Annotated in this window: 21 protein-coding genes and 1 tRNA gene; 14 read left to right on the top strand and 8 right to left on the bottom strand. The window is 37.9% G+C overall.

The window, feature by feature from the left end; genetic code table 11:
* The 6 genes from HMPREF9074_RS00330 to tsaA form a co-directional block, all read right to left on the bottom strand.
* The coding region (locus HMPREF9074_RS00330) for a pilus assembly protein N-terminal domain-containing protein (protein WP_156961094.1) at window positions 1-425 on the bottom strand (425 nt) is incomplete at its 3' end.
* A 92-nt stretch (window positions 426-517) separates the two neighbouring features.
* Window positions 518-2,596, bottom strand: a complete 2,079-nt coding sequence (locus HMPREF9074_RS00325) for a TonB-dependent receptor plug domain-containing protein (RefSeq protein ID WP_009392211.1) — start codon at window positions 2,594-2,596, stop codon at window positions 518-520.
* Window positions 2,597-2,750: 154 nt separating this feature from the next.
* On the bottom strand, window positions 2,751-3,500 hold the full coding sequence (locus tag HMPREF9074_RS00320) for an SAM-dependent methyltransferase (protein WP_009392212.1): 750 nt from the start codon (window positions 3,498-3,500) through the stop codon (window positions 2,751-2,753).
* Window positions 3,485-4,243, bottom strand: a complete 759-nt coding sequence (locus HMPREF9074_RS00315; protein ID WP_009392213.1) for an ABC transporter ATP-binding protein — start codon at window positions 4,241-4,243, stop codon at window positions 3,485-3,487. The genes HMPREF9074_RS00320 and HMPREF9074_RS00315 overlap by 16 nt, the downstream gene beginning before the upstream one ends.
* Window positions 4,234-5,253 carry a FecCD family ABC transporter permease gene (locus HMPREF9074_RS00310; protein WP_009392214.1) on the bottom strand — a complete coding sequence of 340 codons (1,020 nt, stop codon included), beginning with the start codon at window positions 5,251-5,253 and terminating at the stop codon, window positions 4,234-4,236. The genes HMPREF9074_RS00315 and HMPREF9074_RS00310 overlap by 10 nt, the downstream gene beginning before the upstream one ends.
* Window positions 5,250-5,735, bottom strand: coding sequence for a tRNA (N6-threonylcarbamoyladenosine(37)-N6)-methyltransferase TrmO (gene tsaA, locus HMPREF9074_RS00305; RefSeq protein ID WP_009392215.1), 486 nt, complete (start codon window positions 5,733-5,735; stop codon window positions 5,250-5,252). Before tsaA ends, HMPREF9074_RS00310 begins: the two co-directional genes overlap by 4 nt.
* 247 nt (window positions 5,736-5,982) lie before the next feature.
* Here tsaA and HMPREF9074_RS00300 point away from each other — a divergent pair.
* The 10 genes from HMPREF9074_RS00300 to HMPREF9074_RS00255 all read left to right on the top strand — a co-directional run bounded on the left by HMPREF9074_RS00300 (window position 5,983) and on the right by HMPREF9074_RS00255 (window position 16,171).
* Window positions 5,983-6,064: transfer RNA gene (locus HMPREF9074_RS00300), tRNA-Tyr, on the top strand.
* Window positions 6,065-6,155: 91 nt separating this feature from the next.
* Window positions 6,156-7,181 (top strand): quinone-dependent dihydroorotate dehydrogenase, encoded by a 1,026-nt coding sequence (locus HMPREF9074_RS00295; protein WP_009392216.1) that lies wholly within the window; start codon window positions 6,156-6,158, stop codon window positions 7,179-7,181.
* A 57-nt stretch (window positions 7,182-7,238) separates the two neighbouring features.
* Entirely contained in the window at window positions 7,239-8,597 is a 1,359-nt protein-coding gene (locus HMPREF9074_RS00290; RefSeq protein WP_009392217.1) for a TlpA family protein disulfide reductase, read from the top strand.
* An 85-nt stretch (window positions 8,598-8,682) separates the two neighbouring features.
* Window positions 8,683-9,948: a M16 family metallopeptidase gene (locus HMPREF9074_RS00285; RefSeq protein ID WP_009392218.1), complete on the top strand. Its 1,266-nt coding sequence runs from the start codon at window positions 8,683-8,685 to the stop codon at window positions 9,946-9,948.
* A gap of 7 nt (window positions 9,949-9,955) precedes the next feature.
* Complete coding sequence (locus HMPREF9074_RS00280; protein WP_052141350.1) at window positions 9,956-11,317, top strand: M16 family metallopeptidase; 1,362 nt, start codon at window positions 9,956-9,958, stop codon at window positions 11,315-11,317.
* Between the two features lie 89 nt (window positions 11,318-11,406).
* Complete coding sequence (rpsF, locus tag HMPREF9074_RS00275; protein ID WP_009392220.1) at window positions 11,407-11,748, top strand: 30S ribosomal protein S6; 342 nt, start codon at window positions 11,407-11,409, stop codon at window positions 11,746-11,748.
* Window positions 11,749-11,752: 4 nt separating this feature from the next.
* The gene (gene rpsR / locus HMPREF9074_RS00270) at window positions 11,753-12,031 is read left to right on the top strand and encodes a 30S ribosomal protein S18 (RefSeq protein ID WP_009392221.1); all 279 of its coding nucleotides are present in this window, start codon (window positions 11,753-11,755) and stop codon (window positions 12,029-12,031) included.
* An 18-nt stretch (window positions 12,032-12,049) separates the two neighbouring features.
* Complete coding sequence (gene rplI, locus HMPREF9074_RS00265) at window positions 12,050-12,580, top strand: 50S ribosomal protein L9 (RefSeq protein WP_009392222.1); 531 nt, start codon at window positions 12,050-12,052, stop codon at window positions 12,578-12,580.
* Window positions 12,581-12,794: 214 nt separating this feature from the next.
* Window positions 12,795-15,581 (top strand): hypothetical protein, encoded by a 2,787-nt coding sequence (locus HMPREF9074_RS00260; protein WP_009392223.1) that lies wholly within the window; start codon window positions 12,795-12,797, stop codon window positions 15,579-15,581.
* 26 nt (window positions 15,582-15,607) lie between these two features.
* Window positions 15,608-16,171 carry an NfeD family protein gene (locus tag HMPREF9074_RS00255; RefSeq protein ID WP_009392224.1) on the top strand — a complete coding sequence of 188 codons (564 nt, stop codon included), beginning with the start codon at window positions 15,608-15,610 and terminating at the stop codon, window positions 16,169-16,171.
* Window positions 16,172-16,220: 49 nt separating this feature from the next.
* Here HMPREF9074_RS00255 and HMPREF9074_RS00250 read toward each other — a convergent pair whose 3' ends face one another.
* Window positions 16,221-18,413: an FUSC family protein gene (locus tag HMPREF9074_RS00250; RefSeq protein WP_009392225.1), complete on the bottom strand. Its 2,193-nt coding sequence runs from the start codon at window positions 18,411-18,413 to the stop codon at window positions 16,221-16,223.
* A gap of 36 nt (window positions 18,414-18,449) precedes the next feature.
* Between HMPREF9074_RS00250 and HMPREF9074_RS00245 the strand changes: the two genes are divergently transcribed.
* Window positions 18,450-19,007 (top strand): L-threonylcarbamoyladenylate synthase, encoded by a 558-nt coding sequence (locus tag HMPREF9074_RS00245; RefSeq protein WP_009392226.1) that lies wholly within the window; start codon window positions 18,450-18,452, stop codon window positions 19,005-19,007.
* Window positions 19,008-19,013: 6 nt separating this feature from the next.
* Here HMPREF9074_RS00245 and rlmD read toward each other — a convergent pair whose 3' ends face one another.
* Window positions 19,014-20,417 carry a 23S rRNA (uracil(1939)-C(5))-methyltransferase RlmD gene (rlmD, locus tag HMPREF9074_RS00240; RefSeq protein WP_009392227.1) on the bottom strand — a complete coding sequence of 468 codons (1,404 nt, stop codon included), beginning with the start codon at window positions 20,415-20,417 and terminating at the stop codon, window positions 19,014-19,016.
* Window positions 20,418-20,577: 160 nt separating this feature from the next.
* Between rlmD and recO the strand changes: the two genes are divergently transcribed.
* The 3 genes from recO to HMPREF9074_RS00225 form a co-directional block, all read left to right on the top strand.
* On the top strand, window positions 20,578-21,297 hold the full coding sequence (recO, locus tag HMPREF9074_RS00235; protein WP_009392228.1) for a DNA repair protein RecO: 720 nt from the start codon (window positions 20,578-20,580) through the stop codon (window positions 21,295-21,297).
* A 159-nt stretch (window positions 21,298-21,456) separates the two neighbouring features.
* Window positions 21,457-21,711, top strand: coding sequence for a hypothetical protein (locus tag HMPREF9074_RS00230; RefSeq protein ID WP_034539209.1), 255 nt, complete (start codon window positions 21,457-21,459; stop codon window positions 21,709-21,711).
* A 34-nt stretch (window positions 21,712-21,745) separates the two neighbouring features.
* Window positions 21,746-24,851: DUF7149 domain-containing protein (locus tag HMPREF9074_RS00225; protein WP_052141349.1), on the top strand; the 3,106-nt coding region annotated here is incomplete at its 3' end.

Here is a 24,851-nt window from a genome sequence, read left to right as displayed (position 1 = left end):
ACACCTATTTCTTTAGTTTGTTTAGTGTAATTATCGGTTACTACAATGGTAGTGGTACCTACTTCAACACCTGTAACATAAATAGCTGCATTATTTTCTTTTAGTACTATTGTAGCTATATTTTTATTAAGGATACTAACTGAATAATCTCCGCTACCTGCAGTAATAGTAGGAGCTACTGCACCATCTTTTTTCTTTTTACTAGGCATAGGCGGCTCAGGAACTGAATTTAAATCATATTTTTCATTTGATTTATTTCCTCCTTTTTTAGCTTCAGGAAATACTTTCCCTTTCTCTACTGAAACACTTTGAGTACTTACTTCTAATGGAATATTAGGTACTTCGTTTTCATCTGTTTTATCACAGCCTACAGTTAAGGCTATAACTATGGCCATAAAAGATAATGTTGAAAAAATTCTTTTCATTGGATTATATAATTAAGCATTAATAATTTTTTAAGGGAAAATGCTTTGATAGATTGCTATCAAAGCATTTCTATTAAGAGTAAAAACAAAAATTAAAAGTTATACGATACTCCTGTAAGGAAGTTACGTCCTGCTTGTGGGAACCCATAAGACCAATAATAATCTCTGTCTAAAAGGTTATTTACTCCAAAGTTAAAGTCTAAACCTTTGTAAAGTTTCACATTGAGTTTAGCATTTACAAGGGTAAAATCAGGAGCTTCTTGGGTACCTTGGCTGTTTAGGTAGCGTTTACCATAAGTTTCAGTATTTACGTATAATTGGGTTTTAATTTCAGGTACTGAGATAGTGGCAAAACCTACTATTTTATATTTAGGAACATCTACAAACTTATTGTTGCTATTTTTAGTTCTATCTTTCATTTCTATAAAACTGTAATTAGCACCAAGTGTAAAGTATTTTACAGGAGCATAACCGAATCCAGCTTCAAATCCTTGAAAAAGAGCTTTACCTATATTGATATTATATTCTACACGTCCTCTATCATTATATCCTACGGTATAGCCAAAGATAGCATTAGTTACATCGTTGATAAAGCCTGATACTTCGTATTGTAATTTGTTATCTAACACTTTACCAGTATAACTAAGATCGTAGGCAATTGCATATTCTGATTTTAAATCAGGATTAGGCTTCTGTCCGCCAAATCTACTTGAGTAACGTTCTTTTTGAGAGGCAAAGCGAGAGCGTTTAGAGGCTGATAGGCTGATTTGATGATTTTCAACAGGTTTAAAAATAAGTCCACCTTTGAAGTCGAAGGCACTGTCGCTACCTGTAGGGAAATCATAAAATACATTTGACTGTCCTGTGAGATAGTGAGTACCATACTCTTGTGCTAGAATGTTTTTACGTTGGTTGTATGAAGCACCTACTACTGCATTTAGCCAATCAGTAAGAGTGATAACATCTTCCAATCCTATATAAAAGGTATTGTCTTTATAAGATTGTTCAGGCTCACCTTCTTTAAAAATTTGTCCTATAGCAGGATTGGCAGCTACTTCAGCATTATGCTCTTTATGATGGTCATACTTTTCATTAATGGTAAGGGTAATAGCATTGCGATTAAGTGCTAGTGTGCTGAATGTAAGTATACCTCCTGCTGAATAATCGTTATAAATACTCTTGAAAGTATAATTCATATTCATAGTGCGGTACAAGTGGTTATCATATTGGTGCATTTCATTGTAATACTTGTCATAATAACCTGTAAAGTACATAAAAGTCTCAGGAGCTATCTTAGTTTTAGTTTTAGCATACAAACTTGTCTTGTTATAGATAGGATAATCTCTCCAACTATTATTTCCAATAGAGTATATGTTAAATGAAATGTCTTTATTAGCTTGTTGGTTTACAAAACCTAAAGCATACTCATCGGTTTCATTAGGGGTATAACCTATCTTAGCACTTATTTTTTTATCAAAATATCCTGAGTGGAAGCGTTTTCCTCCTGCTTCCTGATAATCATTAGGAGCAAGATTTTTAGAAAGTACAAAGTTTTCGCGTTTGTTAAACGACCCCGATACCATAGCGTAATACTTATCTTTACGAGTGCCTACGTTTAGCCCTGTGAAGTAAGAGTTTACGCCTGTACCATCAGCAAAACCAACGCCTGAAGTACCATTGATATCCAATTCTTTTTCAGGGCTACGCGATACGATATTTACCGCACCCCCCATAGCATTAGCACCGTATTTTACTGATACTAAACCTTTTTCAACTGAAATATTTCCTAAGTCGTAGGTAAGAAAACGGCTAAGGTCAAAATTACCATCATAAGGGGCATAAATAGGAATCCCATCGTAATATACAGGGGTACGACGGTTGTCAAATCCACGCACTAAGATAGTCCCCTCATTACGAGCACCAAACTGAGAGATGCTTACTCCAGGTAGTAAGTTAAGAGCATCTACTACATTGGTTTTGTTGTTGTTCTGAATAGTAGAAGCTTGTAGTTTTTGGGTAGGTACAAGTGCTACTTTTTCTTTAGGTTTCCCCAAAATGGTTACCTCTTGCAGGTCATAATGTTTCTCTGCTATAGTGTCTTTTACTTTCTCTTGTGCTTGTACTGCTACAGCTGCAGAGAGCAGAGTAATTGAAAATACTAAACGTTTCATCTAATGATTAATGGTTTAATTATTAGTTAATTATAATATGTTATGCGATATAAAACATAACGTTTTGCGAAATAAAAGAGTGCTTTCGCAACTCTTTTCACGGTGCAAAGGTACAAAAACGTTATGAATATGCAAACATAATGTAATAAAAATGTTAATGCTCACTTGTCATTAAAAAAGGAATAATCTGCTTTTTTGAGAGTACCTCTACGTATTTACCTACTATAAACAGCATAGGTCGCTTCATATCTAAAGCGTGCAGAGTAGCTTCTACTTTGCCCAAAGTTGTTTTTACTGAGGTCTCGTCCTTTGCCGAAATACGCGAGGCTACCACTACGGGCATATCAAGTGTTACTCCTACTGAAGTAATAATTTCAACAATTTGCCCTATACAGTCGGTATTAGCAAAGTAAATGTGTATGGTACTACCGTATTTCAGTATGCCAGCCAAATCCTTTAGCAGACTATGGTTCGTCTCGTTATCGTGATATACGAAGTTTACCGACACATCGCTCTCGTCCATTTCGGTAATGGGCACTGCAAAGATATTAGCCGCAGCACACGAAGCCGTAATACCGGGTATCATACGAAAGTCTATACCTTTAGCTTTTAGCGCACGTACTTCTTTACCACCTCCGTTAAACATCAGCGCATCGCCAGGTTTTAGCCTACATACTTTTTTGCCTGCACAGTAGTGTTTTTCCATAGTGTCTACCATAGCAGTAGGGTCGGTTTTCTTGTCAATGGCTATGATTTCACCTTTAAACTGAAAGGTCTTCAGCAACGTATCATCAGGCATACAATCAAAGAGGATAACATCTGCTTCTTCCAGAGCATTTTTGGCTGCTAAGGTCAGCAGCTCAGGGTTGCCAGGTCCCATACCAATTATTACAACGGGAAACATATTTTTCTGTTTTTTTGATTAATAATCTTTATTTCTACCTCATAGAGGTCTTTTAACAATGTCTCGGTCATCACTTCATCAGGAGTGCCAAGTGCAGCTATAGTATGGTCTTTCACTACCGCCACTTTCGAATCGCAAAGGAAAACGTGGTCAGGATTATGGGTCGAAAGGATAATACCTATATCCTGACTTTGTAGGGCTTTCACCTGTTGCAGCACTTTCAGTTGGTTGCCAAAATCAAGTGCCGAGGTGGGTTCATCCATAACTATATAGGTAGGCTGCTGGGTGAGGGCTCTTGCTATGATAGTAAGTTGCTGTTCACCCCCGCTCATCTGCGAGAAAGCCTTATCTTTTAGGTGCCATATGCCTATCTGTTGCATCATTTCAGCAGCTATAGCTTTGTCTTTTTCTGTAGGAAATCCAAAGTAGTGCAGGTGAGGGGTACGCCCAAAAAGTACTACCTCAAAAGCGGTAAACGCGAAATCTATCTTCCTCGCTTGGGGTATATAAGCTATTTTTTGTGCGAGGTGTTTAGGGTTTTGAGAATCAAGAGGCACATCGTCAATAAGTATCTCACCTGCGTGCTTGGGTAGTAGCCCCAAAAGGGTTTTAAATAAAGTGGTTTTACCCGACCCATTTCTGCCCAAAACACATAGTATTTCTCCTTTTTGTAAGGTGAAATGCACGCCCGTAAGCAATGGCTTTTGGTAGCCTACTGATAAATTACGCACTGTTATTCCCATACGCTCTGCTTGCTTTTAACTGATTTGAGAACAAAGAAAAAGATAGGGGCTCCTATGATAGAGGCAATGATACCCAAAGGGATTTCGAGTGCCGAGAGGGTACGCGATAGCAGGTCTATAACAATAAGAAAACTACTGCCCAACATAAAGGCAGCGGGTAGCAAATACCGATTATCCGACCCTATGATAAAACGTGCTATATGGGGTACTACTAACCCTATCCAGCCTATTAATCCTGTGATAGAGACCACTGTAGCGGTGAGCAGTGTAGCCGAGAGTATAACCACTAAGCGCAACCGCTGTACCTGCACGCCCATAGTGTGGGCTTCATCTTCGCCAAACGAAAGCACATTCAGTCGCCAAGACGAAAAGTAAAGCGGTAGCACTGCCAATAGCACGATAGGGGTAATGGTGAGCACTTGGGTAGCGGTTACATTCGTTAGACTGCCCATCAGCCAAAAGGTAATGTCGGGCAATTTATATTCAGCATCGGCTATGTATTTAGTAAGCGATATAAATGCTCCAAACATAGCTCCAGTGATGATGCCCGAAAGCAACAATACTAATGCCTGACTGTGCACTCCGCTGATGCGTTTGCTCAATGCCAAAGCTATGAGTACAGCGGCCAATCCAAAGGCAAAAGCCGATAGTTGTATTCCTAATATACTCCACGAAAGCAGTATTGCCAAAGCCGCTCCAAAACCTGCCCCCGAACTCACACCTAATATATCTGGACTGATAAGCGGGTTTTTAAACATTCCTTGATAAGCTACCCCCGATACCGATAAGGCTCCCCCTACTAAAAGGGCAGCCAATATACGGGGCAAGCGCACTTCGGTAAGGAGCAAAGCGGTATGCTCGTCTACTGTTTTTTGTCCGAAAACAAAGCCGATAATATCGCTAATAGGCAGTGGATACCTCCCCACACTCAGCGATAATAAACAGAGCACCACTACCAGCACAAGCAACCCCGTCAATAATAAACGGCGTTTAAATTTGTCGTTTGTCATTTGTTGTTAAATCTATTGTCTGATTTTAGCTTTTCAGGGGGCAACACTTTCCCCTCTAACCAGCCATTGCGTACGTCTTCGCGATTGTCAAAATAAGAATAATAAGGCTTGATATCTAATAACGGACTTCCATTGAGCATATCCACTCCTTTAAAATAAATGATATTGTCCTCAATGCGTTCCAATCTCACAATCGACATACCAATACGGTTAGGGCGTTTAGGCGAACGAGTAGCGAATACCCCGTGTGGCACATTATCCATAAAAGGGACAACTTCTAACTGATAGCCTTCTATTTTGTGAAGTAAGAATAAGAGAATTATATGCGAAAAACCGTCTAAATCTTTAAGACCAGCGGCAAATTCGTGGTATAATATGGCTTTTCCTTCAGAAGAAGCAACTACAGAGGGTTGTATAGGCATATTGTTTACTGTCTCAAAAGGTGTTTCAAGATAGCCAATAGGTGTAACACTAAAGTTCATAATACTGTTTTGGGTGCAAAGATAATAGTTTTGATAATAATATCATAACGGTAAGGGTAAAAAAAGAAAAAAATTATTCTGTACTTTCCCTTTACTTTAGATATACACACATTATAGGATCACCGAAGGATTACCGAACCCTTATCAAAAAATTAATATCTATAAAATATAAATTTCTTGAAAAAAGTTTACTAAAAATTTGCAATATAAAAAAAAAGCTATACCTTTGCACCCGTTTCCGAACAAAGGGGAGATACTCAAGCGGCCAACGAGGGCAGACTGTAAATCTGCTGGTTTTACCTTCACAGGTTCGAATCCTGTTCTCCCCACTCGCTATAGTATTTAAGTGTTTTAAAATTTAAAATTATTTAGGAGGTTAAGGAGGGCTTTGGCTTGTCTTTAACCTTCTTTTTTAGTGTTATGTATAAATCTCTTATCCGTCCGTTGCTTTTCAAGCTCGACCCCGAAAGGGCTCACCATTTTACATTCAATTATCTAAAGTGGATACATCGCTTACCTGGTGTGCCAGCTCTCATTCGCGCTATCTATCAGGTAGAACACCCTGCACTACATCGAGAAGTCTTTGGCTTACACTTTAAAAATCCGGTGGGCTTAGCAGCGGGCTTAGATAAAGATGCCAAACTATACAAAGAACTATCTAATATGGGGTTTGGTTTCATAGAGATTGGTACTATCACCCCCAAACCACAATCGGGCAACCCACCCAAACGCCTTTTTCGCCTTGTAGAAGACCAAGCGATTATCAACCGTATGGGCTTTAATAACGAGGGAGTAGCAGCTGCCGTCGAAAGGCTTAAAAAGAATACTAATGTACTGATAGGGGGCAATATAGGAAAGAATAAAATCACTCCTAATGAGCAGGCTGTAGACGACTATATGGCGTGTTTTGAAGCGCTGTTTAACTATGTTGATTATTTTGTGGTCAATGTGAGTTCGCCTAACACTCCCAATTTGCGTACCTTGCAAGAAAAAGAACCGCTAAAGGCATTGCTCACCACCCTGCAAACAGCTAACAATCAGAAAGCTAAACAGAAACCTATCTTGCTAAAAATAGCTCCCGATTTAACTGATGACCAGCTGTTAGACATCATAGAGATAGTACAACAAACGCATATAGCAGGAGTAATTGCTACCAATACTACCATTACGCGCGAGCACCTCATATCGGCTAACCGACAAGAAACAGGCGGACTTAGTGGAAAACCTCTAAAACAGCGCTCTACTGAAGTGATACGTTTCTTGCACGAGAAGAGTGGGGGCACATTTCCTATCATTGGGGTAGGAGGTATCTTTAGTGAGGAAGACGCTTTAGAAAAACTCGCCGCAGGAGCCTCGCTCATACAGCTCTACAGCGGCTTTATATACGAGGGGGCAGGCTTAATAAAACGCATAAATAAAGCACTCATTAATAATGCTAATTGTTAATTTTTTTGGTAGATTAAAAAAAAGCTGTACCTTTGTAATCTGAAATATTTAATCATAATGAAAAAACTATTTATTTTATCATTAGCCACACTAGGCTTGGCGGCTTGCTCAAGCAAAGCTGACTACATTGTACTGACCGGTAAAGTAGACGGTCTAAACGGAATGCCTCTTGACCTTAAATTAGTAGGAGGTGAGGTAGAAAGTCCCATAAAATTAATGCCTGATGGCACTTTCCGCGATACCCTTCGCGTGCCTACCAACTATTATACCCTTATAGACCCTCAGGGTATTCAAATTCCGCTTTACTTACAGCAAGGTGATGAATTGGGTGTTAATATTGATTTATCTAAAATGCCACTCACTGTTAAGTTCACTGGTAAAGATACTATCGCCAGTGCTTACTTGCAAAAGAAAGCTGATTTTGTAATGGAATTGCAAAATTCAGAAGATGTACAACAACTTTTTGCTAAAAAACCTGAAGAGTTTAAAAAAGGTCTTGAACAATACGCTGCCAAATACACTGATTTCTTGAAAAAAGCAAAAGACCTACCTAAGGATTTTGTAAAAAAAGAAGAAAAAGCTATCAACTACGAAATGCTTTATGCTAAAAGTGTTTACGAAAGAGCTCATAAACGCTATTCTGGTGAGGAAGTAAAACTACCAAAAGAGTTTGCTGACGAAGTGGCTAAGTTAGACTATGATAACGCCGAAGATTACAATACTTTTCATACTTACAAAGAGTTGGTACTCAACAATTTGTTTGATAAGTACGACGATAACGCAGCTAACCCTTGGGGTAAACTGATAGACCACGTAAAAGGACTTAAATCTGCTAGTATCAAAAAAGACTTAGCACGCTACTTTATTACAGGAGTATCTGCTGGTAATGCCGATGAAATTAACCAACAAATGGTAAGTTTTATCAAAGAATATGTAAAAGATACTGCAGCTATAAAAGAACTTGACAAACGTTTAAAATCTATTGAGAAAACTAAAGAAGGTAGTAATTTTGCTGGTTTTGAAGCTGAAGATATCAATGGCAAAGCCGTAAACTACGAAAGCCTAAAAGGTAAATTGGTATATGTAGATGTATGGGCTACTTGGTGCAAACCTTGCTTGCAAGAACTTCCTGCTATGAAAGCGTTACAAGAAGAGTACAAAGGTAAAGACATTACTTTCGTAAGCCTATCAGTTGATAAAGATAAAGAGGCTTGGAAAGCTATGGTAACTGAAGAAAAAATGCAAGGTGTTCAACTTCACATCGACCTTAGTGCTCACCGCGACTTTATTGAGAATTACGACCTTACAGGTATTCCGCGCTTTTTCTTAATAAGCAAAGAGGGTAAGATTATCAGCATCTCTGCTCCACGTCCTTCTGAGGCTAAAATCAAAGAACTTATCAATGCTAATCTGTAAGCATTTATAAAGAATAAAATATTTTGTTTAACTTTGCTTGAGTTTTCTTAGCTCAAGCAAAGTTTTTTAATTGGCAAATATTATAATGGCAAAAGAATTTATATTTGAAGAATACAAACTCGACAATGACTTACACGTTATCCTACATCAGGATAATTCAGCACCCGTAGTAACTATTGGGGTGATGTATCACGTAGGGGCAAAAGACGAAGACCCTACACGTACGGGCTTTGCGCACTTCTTTGAGCATCTTCTCTTTGAAGGAACACAGCATATCGGGCGCGGAAAGTGGTTTGATATAGTATCGTCTAACGGAGGGCATAATAACGCTTTCACCACCCAAGATAAAACTTATTATTACGAGGTATTTCCCTCTAACAACTTAGAATTAGGTTTATGGATGGAAGCTGAACGAATGTTGCACCCCATTATCAATGAAATAGGGGTTAGCACCCAAAATGCGGTAGTGAAAGAGGAGAAAAACCAGCGTATAGACAATGCTCCCTATGGCAAAATAATGTATCGTTCGGCTATCAATCCGCATCTGTTTAAAAAACACCCTTATGCCGGCACCGTAATTGGTAAAATAGAACACTTAGATGCCGCAACACTCGAAGAGTTTATCGCTTTTAAAAAGAAATTCTACAATCCTAATAATGCAGTATTAGTCTTGGCAGGCGATTTTGATAAAACGCACGCTAAACAGTGGATAGCACAGTATTTTGGTACTATCCCCAATACAGGCGAGAAGATACACCGCTGCAAGATAGAAGAAGCGCCTATAACCGAGACTATTAAGGCTACTGATTACGACCCCAATATACAAATACCGCTAAAACTCTATGCCTATCGCACCCCTGCTATGAAGGATAGAGACTCATTTGCCTTAGATATGCTTTCATATCTGCTGACTGACGGCAAGAGTGCTCGTCTTTACAAGAAAATGATAGATGAGCACCAAATAGCTTTGCAAGTGTTAGCTTTCTCTGATGCCCAAGAGGATTATGGTACCTATATAATGGGGGCTCTCCCGATGGACGGAGTGAGTTTAGATACTTTGGGTAAAGAGATAGATGAGGAAATAGAAAAACTACAAACTGAACTTATTAGCGAGCGTGAGTACGAAAAACTACAAAACCAAATAGAAGCCCAATTTGTGAGTCAGCATAACAATATGGAAGGGATAGCCCTTTCATTAGCAGACCATTATACTTTTTATAATGATACTCACTTTATCAATAAGGCGATAGACCAATATCGCAGTATCACGCGCGAAGAGATACGCAATGCCGCCCGCAAATATTTAGATAAAAACAAACGTCTCGAACTCGATTATTTACCCACTAACTAATACACTGATGAATCGCTCAAAACAACCTATGCCTGCCCAAGCTCCTATTATCAACTTGGGTACACCTATCACTCATATATTGCCTAACGGACTTACTTTGCTTATTGTTGAAAATCACAAACTTCCGCAAGTCAGTTTGCGACTTTCATTAGATGAGCCTCCTACTCTCGAACGCGATAAAAAAGGGGTCTACGACCTTATTTCGCTTTTAGCAGGTAGTGGTTCAACCTCTATACCCAAAGACGATTTCAATGAAGAGATAGATTATTTGGCAGCTGATATTTCGATATTGCCTAATGGAGTATCGGCACAAACGCTCTCAAAATACTTCCCTAGGGTGCTTGAACTTATAGCCGATGCAGCACTGCACCCCAATTTTGAAGAAGAGGAAATGGAAAGAGAAAAAGCGCGTATTATACAAAGTCTTAGAGCTAACGAAAATAATGCAGAGGCAATCAGTAAGCGGGTACAGCAGACTTTGAGTTTTACTACAGCCCATCCTTATGGAGAGTACATAACAGAGAGAAATGTTAAAGCGCTTAGCTTGAAAGATGTACACCAATATTATCACACTCATTTTGTGCCTAATAATGCCTATTTAGTTATTACTGGCGATGTAGATCCTGCTGAAGTATACCGTTTAGTGAGTCGCTATTTTGGCGAATGGCAGGCTGTCAGTACCCCACAAGAAACACTCTATGTGCCTGAAAACGTACCTGAAACGCAAATAAACCTTATCGACCTTCCCAATGCAGTGCAGTCAGAAATACGCATCACTAACCTAATAGATTTGCAGATGAATGACCCTGACTATTTTGCAATGCTTATAGCCAACAGTATATTAGGAGGCGATTTTGGTAGCTATATCAATATGAATTTGCGAGAGGCAAACGGCTATACTTATGGGGCTTCTTCTTATTTTAAGACCGATAAATGGACTAAAGGAGTTTTCAATATCAAAACCAGTGTAGGCAATGCAGTTACGACCCCTGCCGTGATAGAAACACTAAAAGAAGTAAAACGCATTAGGTGCGAGGCAGTTAGCGAGGAGAAGTTGGCACAAGCTAAGGCGCAATATTTAGGACAGTTTGTGCTAGCTACCGAACGCCCACAAACTATAGCCAATTATGCTATTAATATCAAAGCACGTCAGTTATCGCCCTATTTTTATAAGAATTATATCACCAATATCAATGCTGTAACTAAGGAAGATGTACAACGAGTAGCCGAAAAGTATTTTCAACTCAACCAAATGAGAATTATAGTAGTGGGGAAGAAAGATGAAGTGTTAAAAGATTTAGAATCAGCTACTTTTGAAGGCGAAAAACTACCGGTATATTTATTTGATAGTTATGCTAATCAGCTGTAATAGCGAGGAAAATAGAAAAAATATCGAGAAAAATTTGGCAGTTAATAAAAAAGGTAGTACTTTTGCGCCGAATTAATATCAATTTATTTATGAATCAATACGAAACTGTTTTCATTTTGAATCCCGTTTTATCTGAAACACAGATAAAGGAAGCAGTAGAAAAGTTTGAAAATTTTCTTACTTCAAGGGGTGCAGAATTTGTATCAAAAGAGAATTGGGGCTTGAAAAAATTAGCTTACCCTATTCAAAACAAAAAAAGCGGATTTTACCACCTTTTTGAATTTAAAGTAGCTGGTGAAGTAATTGATGCCTTTGAATTAGAGTTCAGACGTGATGAACGTGTAATGCGTTATCTCACTGTAAAACTTGACAAACACGCTATTGCGTGGGCTGAAAAGAGAAGAGCAAAGTTAAACACTAAAAAAGCGTAAGAAAATGGCAGTAGAACAAAAAAAAGGAGACATTAAATATCTTACTCCACTAAACATCGACACATCTAAACAAAAGAAATATTGTCGATTCAAAAAATTGGGCATCAAATACATCGATTACAAAGATGCTGATTTCTTATTGAAGTTCGTAAACGAACAAGGTAAATTACTACCTCGTCGCCTTACAGGTACTTCATTGAAATTTCAACGTAAAGTGGCTACTGCTGTAAAAAGAGCACGCCATTTAGCATTAATGCCTTACGTAGCCGATTTATTAAAATAATACAAGGAGTAGAGAAATATGGAAATTATATTAAAACAAGACGTACATAATTTAGGGTTTAAAGACGATGTAGTAACTGTTAAAAACGGTTATGGTCGTAATTACCTAATCCCACAAGGGTTTGCAATTTTGGCTACTCCATCAGCAAAAAAGGTGTTAGCTGAAAACTTGAAGCAAAAAGCTTTCAAAGAGCAACATATCATTGATGAAGCTAAGAAAACAGCTAAAGCTCTATTGGCATTAGCGGTGAAGATAGTAGCTAAAGTAGGTACTGGTGATAAATTGTTCGGTTCTATCAACAATGGTGATGTAGCTCAAGAATTAGCTAAGGCAGGTCACGATATTGATAAGAAATTTATCTCTATTGCTGGTAACACTATTAAACGTACAGGTAAATACAACGCTGCAATACGCCTACACCGCGAAGTAATCGTTGATTTCCCATTTGAAGTAGTAGCCGAAGTAGCTAAAGTAGAAGCTAAACCTACTGAGAAAGCAGAGGCTCCTAAAGCAGAAGTTGTAGCTGAAGAAGTTGCTGCTCAGAATTAAGATCTTTTTCTTAGGAAAATAGTTCATATCAATTATAATTTTTGAATACCTATGAAGGGCAACCTTTATAGGTATTTTTTTCTTTTATTATAAGATGAAAAGCTATGTAATATAAGGACTTTATACCTTTGTAGGTGTTTTTTTACACATATTATTTGCATTTTAAAAAAATAGTGCATACCTTTGTACCAGTTTTTTAGCAATTTTCAGTTCAATGGAATCCAAAATCAATACTATAGGTCTCACCATTTGGGGGTATAAGCAAGGCTGTAAGGTTTTAGCCTCGCAGGGGGTGAACTTTCAACTACTAGAAGTAAAAAATAGGTTGAAAGATATTAGTGCTTTTATACGCATTCACACTCCTCGCATAGATTTCTATACATTACAGTTTACTCAGAATTATAAGATATACACCCAGTATAGGTCGTCTCGCGATGTAAATGGGCAGAGCGGGGCGTATATAGCTATTTCGCTTTACATACCTCATTATTTACAGTGGAAAGGGGTTAGACAAGTGCTAAACCTTCTGATGGATATGTATTTCGCAGAGCATATAAACTACGATGATAATACTCCTATACCGAATGAGAAAGAGGATATATTCCCTTATTTCAATCTATTGCGTGGTTATGAAAAACAATTGGTAGAAGAGACCAATTCAAAATCTTGTTTGTTAGACTTACCTTATTCTCCAAAAGTTTTTCCGTATGCTGATATCTATGAAGTAGATAAGTATTTCAATATGCCTTATCGACCTGAATTCGAGAGTATTCAGGATGTAGTATTCTTGCGAAAGGAGTTTGTAGAAGATCCTCGTGCTTACAGTATTGACTTTTTGTTTCCAGAATATGCTATGCAAAGGAGTACTGCTGCTACCGAAACAACTGCAGCTGCTGCTGGAGGTGCACGATTCCTACTCTCTGGAACTAATCTGAAGGTATTAGCCTTTATGAAAAATGGGAAAGATGTAAGTGCTACCTATGCTAATGAGTCTTTTTCTGATGATGATACAGTAGAGTTATTACTTGAAAAATCGCGCTATCAGCAGATGTTCTCTTTTCACGATACTATTAAAAAAGGTATTAAGAAGGGGTACATAAAGCGAGTGCAAGATAATTATGCTTTGGATACTATTCCTTTTGCAGATAAAGAGTTTAAAGTATATATAGAAACTCCCCAACGTGAATACGAGAAGTATATCAACTTTCTTTCATTAGAAAGTAATAATTTTAAAGCTAAACTTTCTTCTGATAGCAAAGGGCGTTATTTTTCATTCAAAGGTGAGGAAGCTCATAATATATTCAACTTGAGCTATAATGGTATTGTATTTAAGAGTAACTATATGGTAGATGATAGGGTACCACTAATTGTGTCTTTTGAGAAGTACCATTTTACTATAGTATCAAATAAAATAGTAGCTATTGCACTGAAAATAAATGGAGTACTCTTTAGTAAAACACTACGCAGTGACTCGCCTATAGAGATAGTATTACCAGAGCATCTTTATCACTTTGAGTTTGAAAATCAGGAGAATCAGAAGACAATTAGCATATCAAAGAGTGGAGAGATAAACTTCGAACTTAGTGATAGCTATAATCTGCATATGATAGCCTCTGAGAGCCCTAAAATGTCTACTTCTAAGCAGTTAGCTGTAATAGATGAGAATGGCTCAATAGAAGAAGATGATGAAGGTGTAGTACCGCACCGCTCACGCTTTTTCTGGCTTAAAATAGCTTCAATAGTAGTCTTTATACTATCATTAGTGGGGGTAGGCTATTGGTTTATATTCCCTATGCTCAAAGATCCTGTAAAGGCGTATGTAGCATTCTCGTCAGAAAGCAAGATAAGCGATATTCATTTTCTGACTAATATAGATGAACGTACCTATGAAATAGATAATACTTGTATACAGCTGAAGAAGAGTTTCCCCCTTACAGAAACCAAAATAATTATTGATTTTGCTGAGGAGGGAAAAGATACGCTTTCGCTTAGCAAGACACAGCTAAGTTCATTGGCACAAATGGTAGAAAAAGGAACAAAAGATACGCTTAAAGTACAAGTACTTTCGCCTGCACGTTCTTTCCTTGCTAATGTGATTCATTGGAAAGATACCCACGCTGACCCCAAAGGGACTCTATTCTTAGCTGAAGCTAAAAGGCAACACTACCTCACAGAGACACTTCGCCCTGAGTTTGAGAAAGCTGTATGGGATAATTTCTTAAAAGATTTTGACTATTCAGCTTACAACAGCGAACAAGTGGATAGTATTTTGAGTCCTTATATGAAAGGAGGTGAGAGTGAGCTTATCTCTTATCAGAAAGATATACAAGATATAATTTCACAAACTAAAGCGCGTGAAAACGAAGAGGAGGTGGAAGAAGTACCTCGTACAAACACTGTAGTAAGTACACCAAAGTCTAAAGAAAATAAACCTTTAGCAGTTCCATCTTCAAAACCAGAAAAAGCAGCGATTCCTGCTAAGAGTGTGACAGAGGCACCTATGCCAGCTCCTGCACCAGTAGATAGGGTAGAAAAGACAGAGGGGACGAGTGAAACACGTCCTTCAAAAACCATTATACGAAATAATAGAAATACACCTAGGCCAGAGGCAACTAATACTAAGCTAACCAATGACTTTATAGCTGATCTTAAACGTTTTAACTCTCAGTCTTGTTCAGAAGAAATAGTAGATAGAGTGAAACTAAACCTAAAACGTTTAGATGCTAAAGATTGGAGCTTGATAATGTATGAATTTAATCAGGAGCGCAAAGAAATAGAAGACCGTGTAACACAGTACAGCAGTTTCTTTACAGCACTGAAGAAGGGAACTTCAATAGAGCAGATTAAGCCTACTGCCTTTGGCGGACAAGCAAATCTTATCTATTTCCTCAAGAAAGGTAATAATTATGATATGGTGAAAGGCAAAGCTAATCTAAAGACTTTTGCTAATATACGCCAAGCTATTATAGATGCTGGTGTAGATCCTAAAAATATACGTTAAATACTTGTAATCAAACAATTAGATATATGGAAGCTTTTAACAATCTTGACTTACTTCTTAGAGGATTTTGGTTGGTAGCCATACCAGTTACTATCATTTTCCTCATTCAGATGGTACTTACTTTTATAGGTACTGATGCCTCTGATGGTACTTCTGCCGACTTTGACGGCGATTTTGATGGAGGAGATGCTCCTTTTCAGCTTTTCTCTTTCCGCAACCTAATGAATTTCTTGTTAGGTTTTAGTTGGACAGGTATTTCATTCTATAAAATTATACCTAACCAAACGCTACTTATACTATTAGCGGTAGCCGTAGGAGGATTATTTGTTTATTTTTTCTTTCTGATCATAAGAGCTTTAATGAGGCTTTCAGAAGATAATACTTTCAAGCTCTCTGAAACTATAGGCAAAACGGCTGAAGTATATGTACCAATACCAGAAAATAAATCAGGGAGGGGAAAAATAACTATTAGTGTAAGAGGTACAATGCACGAGCTTGAGGCTATGACAGCTGGAGCACGTATCCCCTCGAATGTAATGGTAAAAATACTTTCTATAGAAGATTCTGTACTATTTGTAGAGCGTATATAATATTTATAAGTTTCAATTGAAAAAAACAGGCTACTTGGTAGCCTGTTTTTTATTTACTAACTGAAATAACTCCTTGCTCTAAGTTCTTAGCTAAGCCAAATAGATAGTTAAATTGCTCTAAGTAAAACTGAGTCTCTCTCATTGAAATAGGGAGATTTTCAGTATCAGTAGGTTGCTCGCTCAGTTCTTTGACAGCTGTCTGTAGTTGGTCAATAGGGGCTTTATAATCGATAGAAGGAGGGAGGGGAGCTTGCTGAGTGAGTAGAGCTAAGGTATGCTGTAACGACTGTATGAGGCTATCTATAGCCTTGTTGAACACAGGTTTTGGAAAAGTAACTTTCTTACTGTTCAGCCGTATGCCGAAAGAGGCTACCGAAGCCAAAAAAGACTGCTGTATCACTATAATACCGTATACTGAGGGATTGCGATTTTGCATAAACTTAGGCTCTTGTAGCATTCGCTGAAAGGTAGTATTAAGGTTAGAAAGTGCTAATACTGCCTCTTTTCGCGATACTTTATAAGCAGTAGTAATACCTTCTTCGGTGTTGAAAATCACTTTTACCTGCTCTAAATATCCTATATTCGCCTTTATTGATTTGGTTACTGCTTGTCGGTAAGTATTGTGCTCCCACGTAGGTAGAATAAGATAATTAGCCCCGAATGATAGTGCTACCCCTATGATTGTGTCTAATAGTCGATCGTAAATGAGGTCATAGACATTGGGGGTGATAAGCGCAAAAATAAAAATAGCCGTAATGGTGATGAAAATAGAGGCATACATATAGTTCTCTTGTATAAGACCAAAGGCTATTGGCATACAAATAATAGCTATATATAGGTACAAACTTGGGTAGGGAAGGAGGTAAATAGCCGCAAAAGACGCTATTCCGCCTATAATAGTACCATATACCCTATTAAGCGACCGCTCTTGTGTGATACCAAAACCAGGACGCATAATGATAAATATAGTGAGGATTATCCAGTATGCATTATTAATAGTAAAGATTTCTCCTATCAAATACCCTAATATCACTACTATTGAGAGTCGCATAGCGTGCCTAAAAAAGGTGGATTGTAGCGATATATGGTCTTTAAGCCTCCGCCACGAGTAGTTCTGATAACTCACAAACTTTCGGTAAGTGTTCTCATCGCGTACCCCTGCATCGCTGTTGTAGTAATTTTCGAATATTAGTCGGATATTCTCAACAGAATGATACTGATTTTCTATGTAAATATAGAAATTACGCAACATAAGTGAACGCTCTCTATCTTCTTCAGAGGTTTCTGCACGCTTCCGTAGTACTTCATTCGTTTCTTTAGCCTCTAGAAGCAGTTCCTTCAGCCTATTGCTAAGCTTTATCTGCTTGCGCGACCCTATATATTCTGACATTCGCTTCAACTCTTCTGCCAGTTCCTTAAGAAATGCTACATACTTCTCTAAATCAGCTTTGTGTTGCGCAAAAAGTATATCTACTTTTTCATATTGAACAGGGTTTGCTAATGCTAATTCAAAAATATCGACCAACTCTATAAACATCAGGAATTGCCGTTGTAGGTAGTCAGTCTTACCCGATTTGCTTCTGGAGTCTAATACGGCTTCGCGTAGCTTTTCGTAGTTTTCATTTAGGCTTGTCTGTAGGTTTATGAGTTGTTTGAACCCATCAGTTCTGTCTTCAGATATTAATAAATCAGCTCTGATAGAAAAGAAATTGGCGGTTAGTGCAAAGCACTTGCCTAATAACTGTTCACTATATAAACGCGGGCGTACTTTTAAGAAGATATATACTAAGCCGCTGTACCACAGTCCACCGAATAGTATGCAGCCACTATAGAGCGCAATATTCCAGCCCGTTTGGAGGTGGGCTAAAGTAGAGGCTATCTCGAACAATCCTGCGAACGATACCATCGTAGCCCGATGCCCATATAAGGAAATGTAAGCATTGCCAAAAGTGAGCACAAACATAGTGGGCAGCAGCAGATACCAATAAGGAGCGGTGAGATTGACCAGTGCCGAGCTGGCAGCTGCCAACAAAGTAGCCACCAACAAACCTCCGTATAGGTGTTGTTGATTACCAGGTATATCGCTAGGAGAAATGGCTACCACGCTAAGGGCAATAGGGAGACCTATTTCTAATACATCAAAAGCATAGCCTAAGCCCAGCGGTATGAGCACTGCTATTGTTTTGAGTATTCCTTTGAAAAATGAAAAACTTTTAAAGAATGATATGATAGAAGTAAGCATTTTATCTGTATATTTGCCGGCAAAAATACAAAACTAATGCCAAATTACCAGCAAATAACTGAAATATTAAAAGCAGGAGGGGTGATACTATACCCTACTGACACTGTATGGGGGATAGGTTGTGATGCCACTAACGCCTCTGCTGTAGCACGTATTTTCACCATAAAACAGCGAAGTGAGAGCAAAAGTCTCATTATTTTAGTCAGTAGTATAACAATGTTGCGAGATTATATAGCTGATTTACCCCAAAATATACTCAATTATCTTCAAAAAGTAACTGAACCTACTACTATTATCTACGAAAATCCTCAATTATTAGCCACAAACGTTATTGCCGCTGATAATACGGTAGCTATAAGGCTTGTGCAAGACCCTTTTTGTCAGCAAATGATTGCCCATTTCGGGAAACCTATCGTCTCTACTTCTGCTAATATCAGTGGGCAGCCTACTCCTATGTGCTTTGCTGATATTCCTGCTACACTTGTTGCGCAATGCGATTATGTAGTGCCTTATCGTCAGGATGATACAGCACCAAAAAAGCCCTCGCGTCTTATCAAATTTGATAAAAACGGAGAGCTTATTATTCTCAGATAAATCTATTTATCGCTTTTCTAAGAGCACTACATTCTCTACGTGGTAAGTCTGTGGAAACATATCTACGGGCTGTACTTTCGTCACTTTATATTGCTCATCCATTAGCGCAAGGTCGCGGGCTTGGGTAGCGCTATTGCAGCTGACATATACTACTTTAGCTGGAGCAATATGCAGTATTTGCGCTACTACATCTTTGTGCATACCATCTCGTGGCGGGTCGGTGATGATAACATCGGGTACACCATTAGCTGCTATAAACGCCTCGTTGAACACATTCTTCATATCGCCTACATAGAAACTAACATTGTCGATACCATTTGCTGCAGCATTGGCTTTTGCATCGGCAATCGCCTCAGGTACAGCCTCAACCCCTACTACTCGTTTAGCGCGTTTGGCTACGAACTGCGCAATAGTACCCGTGCCTGTATAAAGGTCGTATACCAGTTCATCGCCTTTTAGGTCGGCAAAGTCGCGCGCTACCTCATACAATCGTTGCGCTTGTTTAGAGTTCGTCTGATAAAACGACTTTGCATTTATCTTGAAGCGCAAGCCTTCCATTTCTTCGTAAATACAGTCCTGCCCTTTATAGCATATTATATCTTGGTCGTATAGCGCATCGTTGCCTTTGCTATTGATACAATACTGCAACGAAGTAATTTCAGGGAAATGGTTGGCTAAGTGAGCCAATAGTAATTCAATTTTCTCATCTTCGCTAAAAAACTGTATTACGACCATCAACTCGCCTGTAGAGCTCAGCCTTATTATCATTGAGCGCAATAGTCCTTGTTGCATACGCGGACTGTAGAAACTCATTTCGTTTTCTAAAGCAAAACGTTTGATTTCTAATCGGATAGCATTAGATGGGACGGCTTGCAGGTAACACTTTTTAATATCTAATACCTTGTCCCAAGCTCCTGCAATATGAAAGCCCAATCCGTTTCTATCAGTTATTTCGTCAGCTTTTTTAATCTCTTCAGGAGTAAGCCAGCGCATATCAGAGAACGAAAATTCCATCTTATTTCGGTAGAAATAAATATCATCTGAGCCTATAATCGGCATCAGTTGAGGAATAGCGATGCGCCCCAAACGCACAAGGTTGTTCTCCACTTCTTTTTGTTTGTAATACAACTGACGTTCGTAAGCCAAATCTTGCCATTTGCAGCCTCCGCAATACCCAAAGTGTGAACATACGGGGGTAGTACGTTCAGCTGACAACTGGTGGAATTTCACTGCAAACCCCTCATAATAAGCGGATTTCTTTTTAGTAGTCTGCACATCGACTACATCACCAGGTACGGCATTAGTTACGAAAATAACGCGTCCATCAGGGGCTTTAGCTACACTTTTCCCCTTGGCACCCGCATCGATAACCGACACGTTTTCTATAATAATATTCTTTTTCTTGCTCATTTGGGGGCAAAGATACGAACTAATTTGCCAATTTGCCAATTTGCTAATGAGAAAATTTGAGAATTAGCAAATGTGATAATTAGAAAATTAGCAGATAATTCATATCTTTGCACTCATAAATTTTTCTAATCTGCTAATTTTCTAATTTTTTAATTACACTATGTATCAGAAAACTTCTGCTCTTGTGCTCTCTGCGATGAAATATGCTGACAACAGTCTTATTGTCAGGTGTTTTACGCGTGAGTATGGCGGTTGTAGCTATCTGCTTAAAGGTATTCTTAAGCCCTCTAAAAGTGCGCTAAAGGTAGGGTTGTTTCAGCCATTGGCACAGTTAGCCCTTGTGGCGACCTACAAAGAGGGGGCGCTGAGTTATATCAAAGAAGCTAAAGTAATACACCCTTACAGCACCCTGCATACCCACCCATATAAGAGCGTGGTAACTATCTTCTTATCAGAGGTATGTGCCCAGATATGTCAGCCTGATACCCCTGATATTCCTCTGTTTGACTTCCTTAGTGAGCAACTATACCGCTTAGACACTACCGATTACAATCCTCATTTTCATCTGAAGTTCTTACTATCGCTTACGCGTCTGTTAGGTTTTTATCCCGACACTACTCACGACCATTTGCCTTATTTCAACATTGAAGAGGGGATATTTACCGCTACTGAAAGCACGCCCCACCACATCGCTGGGCATACCCTTAGCTTGCTGACGACCCTGCTACATACGCCCTTTGGCGAACTCAACACCCTTAAGAGTCGCCACGAAGACCGGAATGCCCTTTTGCTGCAACTGCTGAAATACTATCAGTGGCATTATCCTAATTTTAAAGAAATCAAGTCATTAGAGGTGTTGCAGCAAGTGGTCGGTTATTAATGGGTATGCAGAGATTATAAAAATTGCATTATTCTTAATGTTTTGGTCTTTTTGTTATCGATTTGATAACGGTGGTTCTTCGCTCTTTCTATAGTCAACCTATATTTATTGTATATTCAATCTGTACTTAAGATATAATTGAAAGATATTTAATAAAAAGTGTTAAATTTTTCTGGGAGGACTGAGAGGGCTGAGACGAGTGGGAGTGCGAGCCGCACCGGCGATTGTGGGACGAGTGGGACAGGTGGGACAGGTGGGACAAGTCGGACGAGTGGGACAGGTGAGACGAGTGGGACAGGTGAGACGGGTGGGACAGGTGAGACGGGTGGGAGTGCGAGCCGCACGGGCGATTATGAGACAGGTGGGACGGGTGGGGTGCAAAAAAGAGATTTTTATTTGTGGGTTAAAAAATAACCCTTATCTTTGTGGCTGTCAAAATTAATATCTAATGAATAATATTATAACTGCTCTTAATAAAGCCTTTCTAAAACTTAAACCAAGCCGAAGCGAAATAAACGAATTTAAAGCTAATTTTAAACGTCTTTTTACTCTCATTAACGATAATGAAAGCGAGGAGTACAATAAGAACCTAATTTCTGACTTTCTTAAAGATACTTACTATAAGCAAGCGTACTTTATGAATACTAAAGAGCGTAAAGACCTTGTTATTCGCAATGGAGCGCTACCTGATAATACTGCAGGGGTGATTATTGAGACTAAAAAGTTCTCTAATAAATCGGAAATGGTGACTTGTGAAAACTTGAATGCTAAGGCTTTACGAGAACTTGTATGGTATTTTTTAGGTGAGCGCATTACACAGAAAAATATTGATATAAAACACCTTATCATTACTAACGTGTATGAGTGGTTTATTTTTGATGCTCAAATATTTGAAAAGCTATTTGCCCAAAATAAAGCTCTTGTAAAACACTATACTGATTTTATTAATGGTACTGCTTTAGGTAATAAAACTGAACATTTTTACAAAGAAATAGCACAACCTTTTATTGAGAAAGTAAAAGAGGAACTTCACTATACTTATTTCAATCTTAAAGATTTTCAAAGTATTGTTGAAAATGATAATTCGCAAGATGATAATGAGTTAATCCCTCTGTACAAAATCTTATCTCCTCAACATCTTCTAAAATTACCTTTTGTAAACGATAGTAATACTTTAGATAAAGGTTTTTATGCTGAACTGCTTCATATTATTGGGCTTGCTGAAACTAAAAACGGCGGACAGATACTTATTGAACGACCTAAAGAGGGTGAACGCAATGAGGGTACAATGTTAGAAGAAACCATTTCTAAGTTGCACAGCCTCAATAAAATTAAGCAACTAAAAAATGCCGCTGCCTATGGCGAAACTTATGAAGAACGCCTTTTTAATGTAGCCTTAGAACTCAATATTACTTGGATTAATAGAGTACTTTTTCTTAAATTGTTAGAAGCACAGCTTATTGCCTATCATAAAGATAATGAGCAAGACTATGCGTTTTTGAACTTCAACAAAATAACTGAGTATGATATTTTGGAACGCTTATTTTTTGAAGTTCTAGCCAAAGATTACAATGATAGAAGCAAGGAAATTGCAGCTGCCTATCCAAAAATACCTTACCTTAATAGTTCATTATTTGAGCCTACTGAATTAGAGCATAGTACTTTGCTTATAAGTAACCTCCCCGATGATAAAACAATCCCTTTGCTGCCTACTACAGTGCTAAAAGATACACAAGGCAAGAAACGTACTGGGTCTGTTAAATCATTGCAATATTTACTCGATTTTTTAGATGCGTACGATTTTAGTAGTGAAGGCTCTGTTGAGATTCAAGAAGAAAACAAAACTCTTATCAATGCGGCTGTATTAGGACTTATCTTTGAGAAAATCAATGGTTATAAAGATGGTTCTTTCTTCACCCCAGGTATCATCACAATGTATATGTGTGAAGAGTCATTGCGCAAAGCTACTGTACAGAAATTCAACGAAATAAAAGGTTGGCACCTCAATAACTTCGATGAACTAAAAGACCGTATCGACCCTTTTAATAAAGAAGCCAGAGAGGAAGCTAATGCTATTATTAACCAAATTAGAATATGTGACCCCTCAGTAGGGTCGGGGCATTATTTGGTTTCTGCCCTTAATGAGTTTATAGCGATGAAAAGTGATTTGAAGATTTTGCAAGACGAACATAAAAACCGCATTCATCACCAAATAAAGATAGAAAACGATGAGCTTTTAGTATATGAAGCTGATAATAACGAACGCTTTTTCCGCTACAACCCTAAGAACACTGAAAGCCAAATAGTGCAAAAAACACTTTTTAATGAGAAAAAGACTATTATTGAAAATTGCCTTTTTGGGGTAGATATTAATCCCAATTCGGTAAAAATTTGTCGTTTGCGTTTATGGATTGAGCTTTTGAAGAATGCCTATTACAAAAATGCTACTGAATTAGAGACTTTGCCTAATATTGATATCAATATCAAGAATGGTAACTCTTTATTAAGTCGTTTTCCTCTTGATACTGACCTGAAAACAGCTTTAAAGAAGACTAAAATATCGATAGCAGAGTATAAAAATGCTTTCCATAAATACCAAAATGCTGAAAATAAGGAACAAAAATGGGAGTTAGAACATTTTATAGATAAAATTAAAAATAATTTCCGTACTGAAATAAACAAGAATAGCAAAGAGGTAAAAGAATTGCAAAAACTTAAGACGGAGTATTTTTTAAAATATGAGTCAGCACAGCTCTTTCAGGATGCCCTTACACCCGCACAAGAGAAGCATAAAAAGCAGTTAGAGTCAGCTATAGAAAAGATAGAAACCGAAATAGAAGCTATCAATAGTAATAAAATTTATGAAAATGCTTTTGAATGGCGCTTTGAGTTTCCGCAGGTTTTAGATGATGAGGGGAACTATATAGGTTTTGATATAGTAGTAGGCAACCCGCCGTATATAAAAGAATACGAAAATAGAAAAGCTTTTGACGGTTTTAGAGAAACTCCCTATTATAAGGGAAAAATGGACATTTGGTATGGTTTTGCTTGTAAAGGAATTGATTTACTAAAACAAAAAGGTACTATTAGTTTTATAGCCCAAAATAATTGGGTTACAAGTTCAGGTGCTTCTATTTTAAGAAATAAAATTTTAGAAGAAACAGAATTAGAGGTTTTTATTGATTTTGTTGATTATAAAGTTTTTGAATCAGCCTCTATTCAAACAATGATTTTTCTACTGCAAAAGGTTGAAGAACCGCATGAAGAATATTACACTAAAGTATCAATATTAAAAGACAAGGATATAACAGAGTCTCAATTAAAAGATTTTCTTAAATTTGGTTTAGAAAATGACTATGCTACAAAGAAAATCTTTAAACTAAAACCAAAAAAATATATTGGAAAAACTATTCACCTTAATCAGACTGATATAGAAGATATTTTAGAAAAAATCGAAGAAAAAGGGGCGTTTAAATTATACGATAAAGAGGTGGCACAAGGAATAGTAGCTCCACAAGATTTTGTAAATGAAAACTCAGTAAAAATATTAGGAG

Source organism: Capnocytophaga sp. oral taxon 329 str. F0087 (assembly GCF_000213295.2).
In the GTDB taxonomy this organism is placed as follows: Bacteria; Bacteroidota; Bacteroidia; order Flavobacteriales; family Flavobacteriaceae; genus Capnocytophaga; species Capnocytophaga leadbetteri_A.
The sequence above is the reverse complement of the archived record's forward strand: the minus strand, read 5'-3'. Positions and strand labels throughout refer to the sequence as shown.

Excerpts from the sequence above, each read along its gene's own strand:
- HMPREF9074_RS00325 (WP_009392211.1), bottom strand. The coding sequence starts at position 2,596 with ATGAAACGTTTAGTATTTTCAATTACTCTGCTCTCTGCAGCTGTAGCA.
- HMPREF9074_RS00320 (WP_009392212.1), bottom strand. The coding sequence starts at position 3,500 with ATGTTTCCCGTTGTAATAATTGGTATGGGACCTGGCAACCCTGAGCTG.
- HMPREF9074_RS00315 (WP_009392213.1), bottom strand. The coding sequence starts at position 4,243 with ATGGGAATAACAGTGCGTAATTTATCAGTAGGCTACCAAAAGCCATTG.
- HMPREF9074_RS00310 (WP_009392214.1), bottom strand. The coding sequence starts at position 5,253 with ATGACAAACGACAAATTTAAACGCCGTTTATTATTGACGGGGTTGCTT.
- tsaA (WP_009392215.1), bottom strand. The coding sequence starts at position 5,735 with ATGAACTTTAGTGTTACACCTATTGGCTATCTTGAAACACCTTTTGAG.
- HMPREF9074_RS00295 (WP_009392216.1), top strand. The coding sequence starts at position 6,156 with ATGTATAAATCTCTTATCCGTCCGTTGCTTTTCAAGCTCGACCCCGAA.
- HMPREF9074_RS00290 (WP_009392217.1), top strand. The coding sequence starts at position 7,239 with ATGAAAAAACTATTTATTTTATCATTAGCCACACTAGGCTTGGCGGCT.
- HMPREF9074_RS00285 (WP_009392218.1), top strand. The coding sequence starts at position 8,683 with ATGGCAAAAGAATTTATATTTGAAGAATACAAACTCGACAATGACTTA.
- HMPREF9074_RS00280 (WP_052141350.1), top strand. The coding sequence starts at position 9,956 with ATGAATCGCTCAAAACAACCTATGCCTGCCCAAGCTCCTATTATCAAC.
- rpsF (WP_009392220.1), top strand. The coding sequence starts at position 11,407 with ATGAATCAATACGAAACTGTTTTCATTTTGAATCCCGTTTTATCTGAA.
- rpsR (WP_009392221.1), top strand. The coding sequence starts at position 11,753 with ATGGCAGTAGAACAAAAAAAAGGAGACATTAAATATCTTACTCCACTA.
- rplI (WP_009392222.1), top strand. The coding sequence starts at position 12,050 with ATGGAAATTATATTAAAACAAGACGTACATAATTTAGGGTTTAAAGAC.
- HMPREF9074_RS00260 (WP_009392223.1), top strand. The coding sequence starts at position 12,795 with ATGGAATCCAAAATCAATACTATAGGTCTCACCATTTGGGGGTATAAG.
- HMPREF9074_RS00255 (WP_009392224.1), top strand. The coding sequence starts at position 15,608 with ATGGAAGCTTTTAACAATCTTGACTTACTTCTTAGAGGATTTTGGTTG.
- HMPREF9074_RS00250 (WP_009392225.1), bottom strand. The coding sequence starts at position 18,413 with ATGCTTACTTCTATCATATCATTCTTTAAAAGTTTTTCATTTTTCAAA.
- HMPREF9074_RS00245 (WP_009392226.1), top strand. The coding sequence starts at position 18,450 with ATGCCAAATTACCAGCAAATAACTGAAATATTAAAAGCAGGAGGGGTG.
- rlmD (WP_009392227.1), bottom strand. The coding sequence starts at position 20,417 with ATGAGCAAGAAAAAGAATATTATTATAGAAAACGTGTCGGTTATCGAT.
- recO (WP_009392228.1), top strand. The coding sequence starts at position 20,578 with ATGTATCAGAAAACTTCTGCTCTTGTGCTCTCTGCGATGAAATATGCT.